Origin of the sequence: Evansella clarkii, assembly GCF_002019695.1 — a bacterium.
GTDB lineage: Bacteria > Bacillota > Bacilli > Bacillales > Salisediminibacteriaceae > Evansella > Evansella clarkii.
Genome location: NZ_KV917376.1, coordinates 2,481,191 through 2,496,153 on the forward strand (window position 1 = coordinate 2,481,191; position 14,963 = coordinate 2,496,153).

General features: G+C 42.7%; 13 protein-coding genes and 2 tRNA genes. 11 read left to right on the top strand and 4 right to left on the bottom strand.

Features of this window, described 5'->3' with window-relative positions; all coding sequences use genetic code 11:
• The first annotated feature begins 5 nt into the window (after positions 1-5).
• From racE to clpX, 11 genes are all read left to right on the top strand, one after another.
• Positions 6-833, top strand: a complete 828-nt coding sequence (racE, locus tag BK582_RS11275) for a glutamate racemase (protein ID WP_078595130.1) — start codon at positions 6-8, stop codon at positions 831-833.
• 134 nt (positions 834-967) lie between these two features.
• Positions 968-2,158 (top strand): GerMN domain-containing protein, encoded by a 1,191-nt coding sequence (locus tag BK582_RS11280; protein WP_078595131.1) that lies wholly within the window; start codon positions 968-970, stop codon positions 2,156-2,158.
• Between the two features lie 210 nt (positions 2,159-2,368).
• Positions 2,369-3,172, top strand: coding sequence for a ribonuclease PH (gene rph, locus BK582_RS11285; protein WP_078595132.1), 804 nt, complete (start codon positions 2,369-2,371; stop codon positions 3,170-3,172).
• Positions 3,169-3,762 (top strand): XTP/dITP diphosphatase, encoded by a 594-nt coding sequence (locus BK582_RS11290; RefSeq protein ID WP_078595133.1) that lies wholly within the window; start codon positions 3,169-3,171, stop codon positions 3,760-3,762. The genes rph and BK582_RS11290 overlap by 4 nt, the downstream gene beginning before the upstream one ends.
• Positions 3,763-3,820: 58 nt before the next feature.
• Positions 3,821-4,327 (top strand): metallophosphoesterase family protein, encoded by a 507-nt coding sequence (locus BK582_RS11295; protein WP_078595134.1) that lies wholly within the window; start codon positions 3,821-3,823, stop codon positions 4,325-4,327.
• A 333-nt stretch (positions 4,328-4,660) separates the two neighbouring features.
• Positions 4,661-4,734: transfer RNA gene (locus BK582_RS11300), tRNA-Gly, on the top strand.
• 155 nt (positions 4,735-4,889) lie between these two features.
• A tRNA-Arg gene (locus tag BK582_RS11305) sits at positions 4,890-4,966 on the top strand.
• A 131-nt stretch (positions 4,967-5,097) separates the two neighbouring features.
• Positions 5,098-5,235 (top strand): hypothetical protein, encoded by a 138-nt coding sequence (locus tag BK582_RS26960; RefSeq protein ID WP_167553080.1) that lies wholly within the window; start codon positions 5,098-5,100, stop codon positions 5,233-5,235.
• A 287-nt stretch (positions 5,236-5,522) separates the two neighbouring features.
• Complete coding sequence (locus BK582_RS11310; protein WP_078595135.1) at positions 5,523-6,569, top strand: tetratricopeptide repeat protein; 1,047 nt, start codon at positions 5,523-5,525, stop codon at positions 6,567-6,569.
• A 126-nt stretch (positions 6,570-6,695) separates the two neighbouring features.
• Complete coding sequence (gene tig, locus BK582_RS11315; protein WP_078595136.1) at positions 6,696-7,991, top strand: trigger factor; 1,296 nt, start codon at positions 6,696-6,698, stop codon at positions 7,989-7,991.
• Positions 7,992-8,959: 968 nt separating this feature from the next.
• A complete protein-coding gene (clpX, locus tag BK582_RS11320) occupies positions 8,960-10,219 on the top strand; it encodes an ATP-dependent protease ATP-binding subunit ClpX (RefSeq protein ID WP_078595137.1) in 1,260 nt (419 codons plus the stop codon).
• 236 nt (positions 10,220-10,455) lie between these two features.
• Here the strand turns inward: clpX and BK582_RS11325 are convergent, their stop codons facing one another.
• The 4 genes from BK582_RS11325 to BK582_RS11340 all read right to left on the bottom strand — a co-directional run bounded on the left by BK582_RS11325 (position 10,456) and on the right by BK582_RS11340 (position 14,807).
• On the bottom strand, positions 10,456-12,228 hold the full coding sequence (locus BK582_RS11325; RefSeq protein WP_078595138.1) for an SLC13 family permease: 1,773 nt from the start codon (positions 12,226-12,228) through the stop codon (positions 10,456-10,458).
• A 104-nt stretch (positions 12,229-12,332) separates the two neighbouring features.
• Positions 12,333-12,926, bottom strand: coding sequence for an adenylyl-sulfate kinase (gene cysC, locus BK582_RS11330; RefSeq protein ID WP_078595139.1), 594 nt, complete (start codon positions 12,924-12,926; stop codon positions 12,333-12,335).
• Positions 12,919-14,085 (bottom strand): sulfate adenylyltransferase, encoded by a 1,167-nt coding sequence (gene sat / locus BK582_RS11335; protein ID WP_078595140.1) that lies wholly within the window; start codon positions 14,083-14,085, stop codon positions 12,919-12,921. The genes cysC and sat overlap by 8 nt, the downstream gene beginning before the upstream one ends.
• Positions 14,085-14,807: a phosphoadenylyl-sulfate reductase gene (locus tag BK582_RS11340; RefSeq protein ID WP_078595141.1), complete on the bottom strand. Its 723-nt coding sequence runs from the start codon at positions 14,805-14,807 to the stop codon at positions 14,085-14,087. The genes sat and BK582_RS11340 overlap by 1 nt, the downstream gene beginning before the upstream one ends.
• Positions 14,808-14,963: the final 156 nt, after the last annotated feature.

Consider the following 14,963-nt stretch of genomic DNA (forward strand, 5'->3'; position numbering starts at 1 on the left):
AATCAGTGGATAAACCAATAGGAGTTATTGATTCAGGGGTCGGGGGACTGACCGTAGTTTCTGAATTGATTCGACAGCTGCCAAAAGAAGAAATCATCTATATTGGTGATACCGCCAGATGTCCATATGGACCGAGGCCGGTTGAAGAGGTGAGAGAATATACGTGGGAAATGATTGAGTGCCTTCTTTTCCACAAAATTAAAATGCTTGTAATTGCCTGTAATACAGCGACTGCTGTAGTACTGGACGAGGCTAGAAAAAGGCTTTCCATTCCTGTAGTAGGAGTAATTCACCCAGGAGCTGTAGCTGCATTAAAGGCTACTAAAAACGACCATGTCGGTGTCATAGGGACGGAAGGAACGATAAACAGTTCTGCCTACCCAACGGAAATTGCTAAGATAAACTCGGAAATTAAAGTCGAGAGCCTTGCCTGCCCTGCATTCGTGCCTATGGTTGAGCAGGGAATACTTGAAGGGCCGATTGCTGTTGAAACTGTCAGGGAAACGTTAAAACCGATACTGGCTACGGATATCGACAGTTTAATACTTGGATGCACTCATTATCCGCTGCTGGCGCCTGTGATTGAGGAAGTGGCAGGGGAGAAAATTGAAGTGATCAGTTCCGGAGATGAAACAGCAAGAGAAGTGAGCTCACGGCTGTATTACCGCAATACGTTAAACAGCGGGAAACGCCCTCCTTCTTACTTGTTTTATTCCACCGGGCCAAGTGACAGGTTCAAAAAGGTGGCATCGAAATGGCTGTCTATGCCTGATATGAAAGTAAAGGAACTTAATTTGTCAGGTTACCATAGTAATTTAAGAAATTACAGGTAATGTAAGAGGACCTCTCCAAAAGGGGCTGATTCTTTTGGAGAGGCCTTCTTTTTTATTCAAAAAAATAATCAGCTGGTCTAAAACTGATGACGGCTCGTATATATGGTAGTACAAACTGCCAAGGAGGGAATACGATGCGTCGCTTTAAGCTGAAATCTGTGTGGTGGCTCGTCTTTGTTGCGGCCTTTACACTAAGCGCCTGTGGATCCGACCCAGTTGAGGAAGTCCTCGATGAAGTTGATCCGCCGCAAATAAACTATATTGATAATGATGAAGAACTGGAACTGGAGCTGGAAATGGAAGCAGCAGGTGAAGAAAATGATGTGACAGGTGAAGCTGAAAATGATGAAGGGATGATCGGAGACAGTGTGACGGATCTTGATGGAGACGGTGAGGGAGATGGAGAGACAGAAGCAGGAGAAGCGGAAGAAAAAGGCGGCCCTGTGATGGAAACTGCGATGCTTGAACTGTATCTCGTAGATAAAAATGGGCTGGTAGCACCGCAAAGCCTTAATGTTCCTAAGGAAGATAATGAGCTTCAGCAGGCGGTGAGCCATCTCGTTCAGGAAGGTCCTGTGACGGAAAAGCTTCCAAATGGATTTAAAGCAGTCCTGCCGCCAGGAACGGAAATACTCGATACGGAAGTATCTGCCGATGGAACAGCGACCATTGATTTTTCCAGGCAGTTTAACGACTACCATCCGGACAGCGAACTTCAGATTCTTCAGTCCCTGACCTGGACTGTGACTCAGCTGGAGGATGTAAACAGGCTTAAGCTGAAAGTGGATGGAGAAGACCTTGATGTAATGCCGCAAAATGGTACTCCGGTAGGAAATGGCTATACCCGGGGACATGGGATTAACCTGGAAATCAGCGGCCAGGCTGATATATCTGCGACCAAACCTGTTGTACTTTATTTCCTTTCCCAGACAGAAGGCCAGGATACTTATTATGTGCCTGTAACACGGCGTGTACCTGAAAGTATGAATGAATATGAAGCAGTCGTTGACGAACTTTTAAAAGGCCCGGATATGATGACTCAGTTACTTACGGATATAAGGAAAGAGGCGGCGTTAGTCGAAGAGCCTGAGCTGAAGAATGGGACATTAACTGTGAATTTCAATGAAGCCCTGTTAGGCCAGCTTGACGGGAGTGCTATGTCGCCGGATGTCCTGAATATGCTTGTTCTGACACTGACTGAGCAGGAAGGTGTGGAAAAAGTATCTGTACTTGTAAACGATGAGAGCGATCTGCTCGTCAGCAGCGGGGAAATGCTTACAGAACCTGTTTCCCGGCCTGAAGCAGTTAACGCTGGAGAGTATTAACTAAAAATCATTAACAACAATTTGAAATTACCTATTTAAAGTACTATTATTAGGGAGGTAGCTTATAGAGCTGCCTCTTTTTGCCTTCAGAGGGACATTTTTTTCTGAAATAGGGAAATACATATTACTGCTTGAAAAATAACAGTAACACCTTTTTCCATAAAGGCGGAATTACACATCACATAATGAAAAATCATAGGGAGTGGTATTATGCGCAATGATGGCAGGGCTGCAAATGAAATGAGAAAAGTCGAGTTTATTCCTGACTATATAAAACATCCTGAAGGCTCGGTTCTTGTATCCTTCGGAGACACTAAAGTGATTTGTTCCGCAAGTATTGAAGACCGGGTTCCCCCGTTTATGAGAGGTCAGGGAAAAGGCTGGGTAACGGCGGAATATTCTATGCTGCCCAGGGCAACAGAGCAGAGAAATATTCGTGAATCATCAAAAGGAAAACTTACCGGGAGAACAATGGAAATTCAGCGGTTAATTGGACGGGCGTTACGTTCAGTTGTTGATCTTGAATCGATTGGCGAGCGTACAGTCTGGATCGACTGTGACGTTATTCAGGCTGACGGTGGAACAAGAACAGCTTCCGTCACAGGTGCATTCGTAGCTATGGTGTTGGCTTTTAATAAACTTATTAAAGGGGAAACGCTGGCGAAAATGCCGGTAAAAAGCTATCTTGCGGCTATTTCTGTGGGAATTGATGAAAAAGAGGGCGCTGTTCTCGATCTGAACTATATAGAAGATTCAAGTGCTAATGTGGATATGAATATTATTATGACAGGTGAAGGAGAATTTGTTGAAGTTCAGGGTACAGGGGAAGAAGCTACTTTCTCACGATCTCAGCTGAATGAAATGATGGAACTTGCTGAAAAAGGGATCAATGAATTATTTGCCATGCAGAAGGAAGCTATCGGGTCTGCTGCAGTGTATTTTGAACAGAAGTCCGGCGACGGGACTACGAATTCTTTAAAGGATGCTGGAAACAGGGAGGGAGGCTCTGAATGAAGGTAGACCATATTTTTATCGCAACGAAAAATAAAGGAAAAGTAAGGGAATTTGAACTGTTTTTTCAAAACAAAGGGATAGAAGTGAAATCCCTTCTGGATTTAGAAGAAGATATTGACGTCGTTGAAGATGGCCAGACTTTTGAAGAAAATGCGGTAAAAAAAGCAGAAGAGATTGGCAAGTGGATAGGATCTCCGGTGCTTGCTGATGATTCAGGTCTTGAAGTAGACGCTCTGGAAGGAAAACCAGGAATTTATTCTGCCAGGTTTGCAGGACCGGAAAAAAGCGATAAGAAAAATAATGAAAAGCTTTTACAGGAGCTTCAGGGCCTGCCAGCTGAAAAGCGTACAGCTCGGTTTGTCTGTGTACTCGCAGTTTATGTGCCTGGGGGAAATACTGCAACTTACCGCGGGACGTGTGAAGGCATAATTGCTGAAGAACCTCGTGGCTCAAATGGATTTGGCTATGATCCCCTTTTCTATTTGCCATCTTTAGATAAAACAATGGCCGAGCTTGATAAGTCAGAGAAGAATAAGCTGAGCCACAGGGCAAATGCATTAAAGGTATTAGAAGAAAACGGGGATTTTTAATCAGGAAAGGCTTAGGATAACCGGGGCAGCAGGCTAAATATTCTGGGGAGGGATCAGGATGAAAGCCCTTATTATGAGTGATACACACGGCTGGACAAGCCAGGTGAAAGAAATAGTGGAACGTCATCAGGATGAGGTAGATGTAATTCTGCACTGTGGAGATTCTGAACTAAGAGCAGACGACGAAAATCTTGCTGGTCTCTACACTGTCAGAGGTAACTGTGACTTTGGGAATGATTTTCCTGAAGAGATGGTAAAAGAAGCGAAGGGATATCGCTTCTATGTATCACATGGACACCTTTTAAATGTGAAAATGTCAGAAATGAACCTGGTATATAAAGGCGAGGAAAACGAAGCACATTTCGTTTGTTTCGGCCATACACATGTGCCGGTTGCTGTTGAAAGAGAAGGCAGGATATTAATCAATCCAGGAAGCGTACGTCTGCCGAGACAGGTAAGTGTTGGCACTTATGTGATTCTGGAAGCTGAAGAGAATAGGAAGCAGGTAACTTTTTATTCTCTTGATGGGGAAAAACAGGAAAACCTATCAAAAACTTTTTCCTGAAAGTGTTGACTTTTGAGCGGGGATTGTTTATATTAATAAATGTCGCTGTTGAGAAACAGTCCCCCGCTTCTTTCAAAAAAATGTTGCGGTGCTAAAACAATTGTGATATAATAAAAACCTGTTCGCTCGGTTGGTTGGTTACTCGAGAGAAACAGTAGAAGTCTTAAATTAATACACATGCGGGTGTAGTTTAGTGGTAAAACCTCAGCCACGAGCAAAGCATCCATGAAACAGCAGCGAGTTGTCTCGACGTATCGACTCCAAAGCAATACTAGCAGAGGAAGAGACATGTCCGGTCGGGAGAAGCAGTTGAAGTCTAAACATAATAAACATGCGGGTGTAGTTTAGTGGTAAAACCTCAGCCTTCCAAGCTGATGTCGTGAGTTCGATTCTCATCACCCGCTCCATTATAATGTCCCAGTAGCTCAGCTACGAGCCTTCGCTTCTTCGAAACCCATCGAGTTGTCTCGACGGATAGACTTCGAAGCGACTCGAGCAGAGGAAGAGACAGGATAGGATCTGGCTTCAGATCAAAAAAAACTAAATATTATTATTATACATTGTCCCAGTAGCTCAGCTGGATAGAGCAACGGCCTTCTAAGCCGTCGGTCGGGAGTTCGAATCTCTCCTGGGACGCCATACATAAAAGCAACCTATTACAAAATATTGTAATAGGTTTTTTATTTCCTTTTTTCATTCTTACACATAAAATGCCCTTTTTAAATAAATATTAAGGACAGAAAGGGTTAACGAAATAAGGAGGCTTAATAATGAGCGATATGCATAACAAAAACACACAAAATAAAGCTATACAGCGGGGCGGCAGTCAGAAAAAAAGGCACGAAGAGGAACGGGCTCCGGGATACGGCGATAAGAAACTGGAAGGACCTAACAGGCCGTCAGAATAAAATGATCATCGGAGGCAAAAAGGAAGGTTCCTTTTTGCCTTCTATAAAGTTTTTTACAGGCAGCAGCAAATCTCAGCATCTTAAGTACCCTCCAGCCTTCACTATACATCCACTTAACATTCCGTAATTTACAAAATTCCATAAAATACATTTAATAAATTTATTAATAGGGTATATAGTAACTTATAAAAAATAATTTAACGTGAGTTTTATACTATTTGTTTTTCAAAGATGGTATTGGTACACTGAAAGGAAGAGTATATTGTTTAGTAAAGGTGGTCGCTCAAATGGGGAAGCAAGGAGATGGACAAGAGGATAATGTCATACTCTTTCCCGGGCTTGTAGCAAAGCTGGTGGAAAAGGGCATGTCTTCTTTAAAAGAGAAAAAGTATTATGACGCCTTGCGGTACTTTCAGCAATCTGCGGAACTTGAGCCGTCTCACCCTCAGGCACGCTATGGCCTTGTGATTACTAACATAGAGCTGAACAGACTGAATGAAGCGAAGAGTCATTGCGAATCAATGCTGCGGGAAGGCATTGGGAACTACTACGAGGTTCTTCAAGTGTACGTTTCCCTGCTCGTACAGCTTGGAGACTATCAGGAAGTTGAAACAATCCTGGAATCTGTTATGTCAGAGGAAAGGCTTCCGGCGGACATGGCGGAATCGTTTTATCAGCTGCTGGAATTTGCCCGGCAGATGACTTCCCCGGAAATTGCCGACTTTGAGGATGAGATTGATGAAGAAAGTATTGAAGGACTGAGTACGACAAAGGAATGGATCGACCTTCTTGAAAAAGGAGAAACAGATCAGCAGTGGGGAGCTATACAAAAGCTCAGTCAGCTTAACACAAAAGAGGTTCAGAATGCTTATCGGACTTTCCTGAAAGAAAAAGATAAAAATCCTGTTATTAAGAGTTATCTGCTGCAGACGTTAAAGGAACTGGACGTAAAGGGAACCTTTGAAGTACATAAGTTTGGCAATACATATGAAGTTAAAATTGAAGACCTGGAAGATGTATTCCATGAAAAGTTCGGTACGCAAGTAATAAACGAACTGGAAAAGGAACTTGGCCAGGAAAGTCCATCTCTCTTTGAAATGGTACAGCAGGTGTGGTGGCATTTTTTATTTGCTTTGTATCCCAAGTCTCCGGCACCTCTGGATGCCCGTGTCTGGGCAGCGGCGCTTCATGTGCTGGGCCTGTCGCTGATGGATAACGAAAAAAACAGAGTGAAACAAATCTCCCAGAGGTACAGGACGCAAGCAGAGGAAGTTAATAAAGCGGTAATACATATGAGAACAATCGAAGCGCACCTTTTCAAAACAATGCAGTAAACTACATATCTTTCAAACATTCGATACTTTGTACATTGAAATGAAAGTATCGTGTGTTATAATGGAAGGGCTGTAAAAAACAGAAGCGAAAAAGAATTATTTTTTTGATGTTGGAGGGAAAGATACATGACAGCTAAATGGGAAAAATTAGAAGGTAATTCCGGTGTACTTACTGTCGAAGTAGACAGTGCACGAGTGGATACAGCATTAGATGAAGCTTTCAAAAAGGTAGTTAAAAAGGTAAATGTACCTGGTTTCCGTAAAGGGAAAGTACCTCGTAAAATGTTCGAACAGCGTTTTGGAGTAGAATCTCTTTACCAGGATGCACTTGATATCATCCTGCCTGAAGCATATGCAGAAGCTATCGACGAAGCTGGAATTGAGCCTGTTGATCGTCCGGATATTGACATTGAGCAAATGGAAAAAGGCGAAAACCTTATTTTCAAAGCTACTGTAACAGTGAAGCCTGAAGTTGAGCTAGGCGATTATAAGGGCCTTGAAGTAGAAGCGCAGGACGTATCTGTTTCAGATGAAGACGTAGAAGAAGAACTTAAGCAGCTTCAGGAGCGCCATGCAGAACTCGTTGCTGTAGAAGAAGGCGAAGTTCAAAACGGCGACACAGTAGTTATGGATTTCGAAGGTTTCGTTGACGGTGAAGCTTTTGAAGGCGGCCAGGCAGAGAATTATTCTCTTGAAATCGGATCAGGCCAGTTCATTCCAGGTTTTGAAGAGCAGCTTGTAGGAGCAAAAACAGGAGAAGAAACAGAAGTTAATGTTGAATTCCCTGAAGAGTACCATTCCGAAGAGCTTGCAGGAAAGCCTGCAACGTTTAAAGTAAAAGTTCACGACATTAAGCGCAAAGAGCTTCCTGAACTGGATGACGAATTCGCAAAAGATGTTAACGAAGAGGTAGAGACTCTTGACGAGCTTAAGAAAGATCTCCGTGAAAAACTTCAAACATCTAAAGAGCAGCAGGCTGATGCTGAGAAGCGCGATGCATTAGTGGAAAAAGCATCTGAAAATGCTTCTGTAGACATCCCTGAAGCAATGGTAAACACAGAAGCTGACCGCATGCTTCAGGAGTTTGAACAGCGCCTTCAGGCACAGGGGATGACTCTTGATATGTATTACCAGTTTGCTCAGACAGATGCAGAAGGTATGAAAGCTCAGTTCCATGATGATGCAGAAAAGCGTGTTCGCATGAACCTGACTCTGGAAGCTATCTCTGAAGCTGAGAACCTTGAAGTATCTGATGAAGAAGTTGATCAGGAAATTGAAAAAATGGCAGAAATGTATCAGCGTTCTGCTGATGAAATCAAGCAAATCCTTGCTATGCAGGGCGGAGCAGACACACTTAAAGGTGATCTGAAAGTCCGTAAAGCTATCGATTTCCTTGTAGAAAACAGTAAAACTGCTGAATAATACAGAGTAATATGAGCAAGGCATGAATATTCATGCCTTGCTTTTATATATTTGAATGAATTTCATATATAGACTTTGTATAAAAAAGATGAATGTTTCTTTTTCATTGCAGTGTAAGACGGCGACTGTCTCTTCCTCTGCTCCTGCGGTTACTCGTCGCAAAAGAGACCTGCTCCTGCGGTTACTCGTCGCAAAAAGAGTTTTGCAAGCTTAGCTCCGTAGAATATCCTTCGAGACAACTCGATGCATTTGCGGTGAAGAAGATGCTCGTTCCTGCGGGAAAAGCATGAAAAGCTGAAAATCCATTTTTGACGGCGTTCAGCCGTCAAAAATTAGTTGAAGCCGGTCCCGCAGAACGCGTCCGTCGGAAGCGCAAATCGAACAACAAAGTAACCTATTAAGATAATGTTCGTATTAAAGTTGGAAATCTTGAATTATGAAATTGATTCATTTAGAAAAGAATAACGAATTTTGAAGAAATTTCTTTATTAATAAAAAAGGTATTTCCTAACTCAATGTGGTAAAGTTAGTAAATAAGAAACTTGTCCATTAAGCTGAGCGAATCTGTAAGTAAATACATAAAAAGTCTTGTACTGTTTGACATGTCTCCTTTTGTGGTATACTCTGATGAAACCATTTTAACGGGACGTGTTTGAGTGTTAACTTATCATAAGTGTTTCTGTTATAGAATAAAGAACAAATATGATACAATTTTTATAAGCAGGTAAAGGAGGTCCTTCCAGGTTTTATTTCAGTAAAAATAACGAGGGTTTAATTATAAAACTGATTTTGCCAGCCGGACTTTTTTCAAAAATAATTATCAGCTCCCTGAAAAACATGGTATACAGCTGATTAAAAAACAGGACAGCAACGTACAATGTAAACATATAACATTACCGATATAATCAGGAGTATTTAATAAATATATTTGATGTTGCGTTCTCAATTTCGTATAAGGGGTGAACAGAATGTTTAAATTCAACGAGGAAAAAGGACAGCTTAAATGTTCTTTTTGCGGTAAAACACAAGATCAGGTCAGGAAACTAGTTGCCGGACCAGGCGTATATATATGTGACGAATGTATCGAGCTATGCACTGAGATTGTGGAAGAAGAGCTGGGTACTGAAGAAGAAGTAGAAATGGAAGATATTCCAAAACCACAGGAAATCCGCGAGATTCTGAACGATTATGTTATCGGCCAGGACCAGGCGAAGAAAACGTTATCTGTGGCCGTTTATAACCATTATAAACGTGTAAATTCCACACAGAAAAATGATGAGGTTGAACTTGCGAAAAGTAATATCTGCCTTATCGGGCCGACAGGAAGCGGTAAAACACTACTCGCACAGACGCTTGCCCGCATTCTGAATGTACCGTTTGCAATTGCTGACGCAACTTCACTGACTGAAGCGGGATACGTAGGGGAAGATGTGGAGAATATTCTTCTCAAGCTTATCCAGGCAGCTGACTATGATGTAGAAAAAGCAGAACGGGGAATCATTTATATTGATGAAATCGATAAAGTAGCCCGTAAATCAGAAAACCCGTCTATTACCCGTGACGTTTCCGGGGAAGGTGTACAGCAGGCCCTTCTGAAAATTCTTGAAGGAACTACCGCAAGTGTGCCACCACAGGGCGGACGAAAGCATCCGCACCAGGAATTTATCCAGATCGACACTACTAATGTTCTGTTTATCGTTGGCGGAGCTTTTGACGGAATCGAGCAGATCATTAAACGCCGTCTTGGTAAAAAAGTTATTGGTTTTGGATCAGAAACAACACAGGAAGATCTGAAAGAAGGCCAGTACCTTGCAAAAATTCTGCCGGAAGACCTGCTCCGTTACGGACTAATTCCGGAATTTATCGGCCGTCTGCCAGTGATTTCAAGTCTGCAGCCACTTGATGAAGAGGCTCTTATTGAAATCCTTACAAAGCCAAAAAATGCGCTTGTTAAACAATATCAGAAGCTTCTTGAACTTGATGACGTTGAACTTGAATTCACCGACGAAGCGCTCCGTGAAGTAGCAAAACAGGCAATTGAGCGAAAAACTGGTGCCCGTGGACTGCGTTCCATCATTGAATCCATTATGCTGGACGTTATGTATGACCTCCCATCCAGAGAAGACATTGCAAAATGTATTATAACTGATGAAGCTGTCAGCAAAGGCAAGAAGCCAATTCTTGAGTCAAAAGATGGAGAAGTTATTACAGACAGAGAAAGTGCATAAACAAGCAAGAGAAACCTCCGGCGGCTGCCGGAGGTTTTTTCTCTTTGGTGAGTGCGATTCATCCCTTGAGCGAATCGAAGGCATAGAGTGAGTTCCAGAAAGGGTTCGATTCATACATTGAGATCGGTAACTGTCCTCTCTGAGTTCCGGAAAGTGCCCGATTCCTACGTTGAATGGAGACTGTCCCCTCTGGATTCATACAGGATACCTTGTATCTTTTAGTTGTAAACAAACACTTACAACCATAAAAAATAACACACAGAAATTGTTACAAGGAGATAGATAATATTCAGAGCGATCCCGGTTTTCAGATAATCGGTAAACCTGTAGCCTCCAGGGCCATAGACGATAAGGTTAGTCTGGTACCCGATCGGCGTGGAAAAGCTGGCGGAAGCTGCAATTGTAATAGTTACAAGAAAGGGAAGAGGATCTGCCCCTGTTAATGATGCAGAGGCAAGGGCTATTGGAAACATAATAACTACAGCAGCGTTGTTTGTAATTACTTCAGTAAAGAGATTGGTTACTAAATACAGAAGAATTAAAATACCAACTGCACCGAATATTTCTGTGGCAGATACAATATAACCAGCTATAAAAGATGCTGTTCCGGAGGATTCTATGGCAGCCCCTATTCCGATAGAGCTGGCAATGAGCAGAAGCACATTAAACTGCATATACTTCCCTGCGGAATCCAGGCCAATTGTCCTTGTAAGAAACAAAATAAGAACTGCGAGTGTTGCGGCCTTTAACATAGACATTACTTCCAGTGCGGCCAGCAATACCATTCCGGCAAGGACAATTACTGCAATGGACGTTCTGAATGAATCCGTTACTTCAGGGCCGTCCACAGGATTAATAATGTAAAAATCCTTTGAGCTGGACCAGCGCTTTATAAAATCCCTACCTGCAAGGACGAGGAGAGTATCTCCAGGTTCAAGAATAATATCGCCAACTTTATTGTTAATTCGCTTTTCGTTTCTGTGCACAGCGATGACTCCGCCTCCGTAGCGGGAGCGAAATCTGTTTTGCCTGATTGTTTTGTTTATTAATCCTGACTGGTGTGACACAACTGCTTCAAGAAGAACCTGGTTTCCGTTTTTCAGGTCCTCGAGCTGAATAGTAGAACCAGGATCCACCCTGACGCCCCGCATATTCTGAAGCTCCACAATAGTTGAGATCAGTCCTGTAAATATAAGCCTGTCGCCATCTTTAATCTTATGATGGGAAGTAACAGGGGCTATTCGTTCTCCATCATTCCGGATAATTTCAATGAGATATAGGCCGTTCAAATGCCGCAGTCCTGCTTTTTCAATCGTTTTGCCGGAAATAGATGAATTTTTTTCCACAATTAATTCCGATAAATATTCTTTTGTATTTTCAAATAATACGTCTGAAGAAGTTCTAACCGGGAGTAGTTTATAGCCTATCGTACACATATAAAGGACACCTATCAGAGCTGCTGGAACGCCGATTACCGCCAGCTGGAACATAGAGTATCCTTTAAGACCGTTGTCAAGCATAAGCCCGTGGACGATCAGATTTGTTGAGGTACCGATCAGTGTAATCGTGCCTCCGAAGATGGTTGCGTAAGAGAGGGGAATTAAAAACTTTGAAGGGGAAATATTCCTCTCTTTACACCAGTTTCGAATAACCGGAGTGAACATAACTACGATTGGTGTATTATTTAAAAATGCCGACATGCCAGAGACAGGAACCATCATCTTCAATATTGAAAATCTGGGGGACTTTCCTGTTCCAATTACTTTCGTTATCATTTTAGTCAGTATTCCGCTTTGCTGAACTGCACCTGCAACAATAAACAGAATAGCAACTGTAAGCATTCCTTCATTTGAAAATCCTCTGACGGCTTCTGCGGGAGACAATATACCCGAGACGAACAGGACGGCCAAAGCACAGAACACGATGAGGTCAGGTCTGGCTAGTTCTTTGATTAAACATATAAGCATAGTGCCTGTTACTAGCAGGACCAGTAAAATCTCTACAGTCATTTAATTTTTTCCGCTCCTCTGCCGGACGTGGACTTACAGATGGAAGCTATACACCTCCTGAAAAAAGCCTGTGAAAAAAACAAAGCTGCCATCTAAGATAGGGTCTATATCAATTCTCTCTTTTTTAAATAATTGATGATGGTGACGGCAGCCTTTTCGGGACTTATATGTGCAGAATTAATTTCTAGTTCAGGGTGTTCGGGCCGTTCATACGGGGAGTCAATTCCGGTAAAATTTTTAATATCTCCGTTTCTGGCTTTCTTATATAACCCCTTAGGATCTCTTTTTTCGCATACTTCCAATGGGCAGTCCAGGTAAATTTCATAAAACTCTCCTGCAGGAAACAGGCTTCTAATATGATTCCTGTCTTCAGCAAAAGGTGAAATAAATGAAGTGAGGACAATCTGGCCGCTGTCCGTGAAAAGTTTCGCAACTTCTCCTATTCTCCGGATGTTTTCTCTCCGGTCCTTATCCCCGAAGCCCAGGTCTTTATTCAGTCCGTGGCGTATATTATCACCATCCAGCAAGTAGCTTCTTTTCCCCAATTCGAAAAGTTTTCTGTCCACGGCATTGGCTATCGTGGATTTACCTGATCCGGACAGCCCGGTAAACCAAAGCACGAAACTTTTGTGTTTGTTCAATTGCTCCCGTTCTTCTTTGGAGACTGCCGAAGGATGCCAGACTATATTTTTACCCATTTCTTTTTCCTCCGCTGTGCTCCAGAACATGTTCAGCCATGCCTTCAATTAAGACGGATGCAACTTCAGACCGGGTGAATTCTTTCGGTGGCATCTCGCCACGTCCTAGCATTTGCCGTACTTTTGTTCCTGATAATACTATATGCTCAGAGGAACTGTGAGGGCATGTTTTCAGGGAAGCCATAGATCCGCACTTCCTGCAAAAGAAACTATGCTCAAAAAATAACGGAGTAATTCCAATTTCATCACTGGAAAAATTACTGAATATTTTCTGGGCATCATAAGTGCCATAATAATCGCCTACACCTGCATGGTCTCTGCCAACGATAAAATGAGTACAACCGTAATTCTTCCGGACAATTGCATGAAAGATTGCTTCTCTTGGCCCGGCATAACGCATGGCGGCAGGGAAAACGGAAAGGTGAACACGGTCTTCAGGATAATAATTCTCCAGAAGGACGGCATAGCTTTTCATCCTTACATCACTTGGAATGTCGTCTGCTTTTGTTTCCCCGGTAAGGGGGTGAAGGAGCAGACCGTCTATCGTTTCGAGAGCCGTTTTTTGAATATATTCATGGGCCCGGTGTACGGGGTTTCTTGTCTGAAAGCCGACAACTGACTTCCAGCGGGATCTTTCGATTTTTTCCCGCGTTTCAGCAGGATCCAGGTGATATTCATTCAGGTGCTCTCTTTCAGGTCTTTTACACATAGTGACAGGGCCTCCGATGTATACTTCCGGACGGCTGAACAGCTTGTTGACCCCTGGGTGTGAATCATCAGTTGTGCAGTAAACTTTTAATGCTTCTTTATTTTTGTCAGGAGTAAAGATACTTTTCACGGTGATATATCCGTAAATCTCCCCTTGGTACTCCAGGGCTGCCACCGTTCCTTTAGCGAGTCTGGCCGCTGATTTCCTATGCGTTGTCAGAGTAATTGGGATGCTCCAGGGAAGATTGTTATTCAGGCGCATTTTTTCCACAACTGTATAATAATCCTTTTCTTCCATGAAGCCTTCAAGTGGGCTGTAGGCTCCAGTTGCTATGAGCTCCAGATCGGTTAACTCTGTTTTATTCATCTCGATCACATAATCAAAGTTGTAATTTGCTTCTTCGTTCAGCCGGTTAATTAATGCACCGCCATGGGGCTGTATTAAACTCATTACTTTCCCTCCATGTTTACATGTAGTCCACATTCTGTTTTGCCGGTTTGGACCCAGCGGCCGCTGCGTGTATCTGTCTGATTTTCTGCAGGGGCAGTGCATTTTTCACAGCCGATGCTGGGATAGTTTTTATCGTGGAGAAGATTGTAAGGCAAATTAAATAACGTGATATATGTCCAGATATCATCCCATGTCCAGTCAATAATCGGGCAGATTTTTATCCGTTTAAATTTGTCGTCTCTATTTACTTTTTCAAGCTTGCTCCTTGCAGGGGACTGATCTCTCCTCAGCCCGGATATCCAAGCTTTAACTTGCTGTAGTTCCCTCTCAAGAGGCTGAATTTTTCGCAGGCTGCAGCAGAGATTCGGATTTCCTTTCCAGAGCTCCTCCCCAAATCTTGCTGCCTGTTCTTCCAGAGTGAGGACAGGCTTCACCATTTTTATGTTCATAAGAGGATATCTCTCTTTCATTTTGTTAATAAGCTCGTAAGTTTCTTTAAAGTGCAGCTCCGTATCAAGGAAAATAATCTCTGCCCTTTCATTTACTCTGCTAATGAGATCACATAATACTACACCCTCTGCTCCGAAACTGCAGGCGTATACGATGTCGTTTTCGTAATTACCGTAAGCCCATTTGAGAACTTCCCCCGGGGTGTTGAGCGATTTGTTTATTTTTTCAGCCAATTCCCTCTCCCACGTCTCAAATGTCAGCTGGTTTGCCATTCACTCGTTCCTCCTTTACTTCCCTGCACAAAAATATATAGGCAGATTATTCAAAGAAAGAAAAAATGTGAAGTCTGACAGGAGATTTAGAGCATTTGGGCTTAACAGGCGATTTATCCGCACACTCCTCAATAGAGGAGAATATGGATAATTGAC

Excerpts from the sequence above, each read along its gene's own strand:
- BK582_RS11280 (WP_078595131.1), top strand. The coding sequence starts at position 968 with ATGCGTCGCTTTAAGCTGAAATCTGTGTGGTGGCTCGTCTTTGTTGCG.
- rph (WP_078595132.1), top strand. The coding sequence starts at position 2,369 with ATGCGCAATGATGGCAGGGCTGCAAATGAAATGAGAAAAGTCGAGTTT.
- BK582_RS11290 (WP_078595133.1), top strand. The coding sequence starts at position 3,169 with ATGAAGGTAGACCATATTTTTATCGCAACGAAAAATAAAGGAAAAGTA.
- BK582_RS11295 (WP_078595134.1), top strand. The coding sequence starts at position 3,821 with ATGAAAGCCCTTATTATGAGTGATACACACGGCTGGACAAGCCAGGTG.
- BK582_RS26960 (WP_167553080.1), top strand. The coding sequence starts at position 5,098 with ATGAGCGATATGCATAACAAAAACACACAAAATAAAGCTATACAGCGG.
- BK582_RS11310 (WP_078595135.1), top strand. The coding sequence starts at position 5,523 with ATGGGGAAGCAAGGAGATGGACAAGAGGATAATGTCATACTCTTTCCC.
- tig (WP_078595136.1), top strand. The coding sequence starts at position 6,696 with ATGACAGCTAAATGGGAAAAATTAGAAGGTAATTCCGGTGTACTTACT.
- clpX (WP_078595137.1), top strand. The coding sequence starts at position 8,960 with ATGTTTAAATTCAACGAGGAAAAAGGACAGCTTAAATGTTCTTTTTGC.
- BK582_RS11325 (WP_078595138.1), bottom strand. The coding sequence starts at position 12,228 with ATGACTGTAGAGATTTTACTGGTCCTGCTAGTAACAGGCACTATGCTT.
- cysC (WP_078595139.1), bottom strand. The coding sequence starts at position 12,926 with ATGGGTAAAAATATAGTCTGGCATCCTTCGGCAGTCTCCAAAGAAGAA.
- sat (WP_078595140.1), bottom strand. The coding sequence starts at position 14,085 with ATGAGTTTAATACAGCCCCATGGCGGTGCATTAATTAACCGGCTGAAC.
- BK582_RS11340 (WP_078595141.1), bottom strand. The coding sequence starts at position 14,807 with ATGGCAAACCAGCTGACATTTGAGACGTGGGAGAGGGAATTGGCTGAA.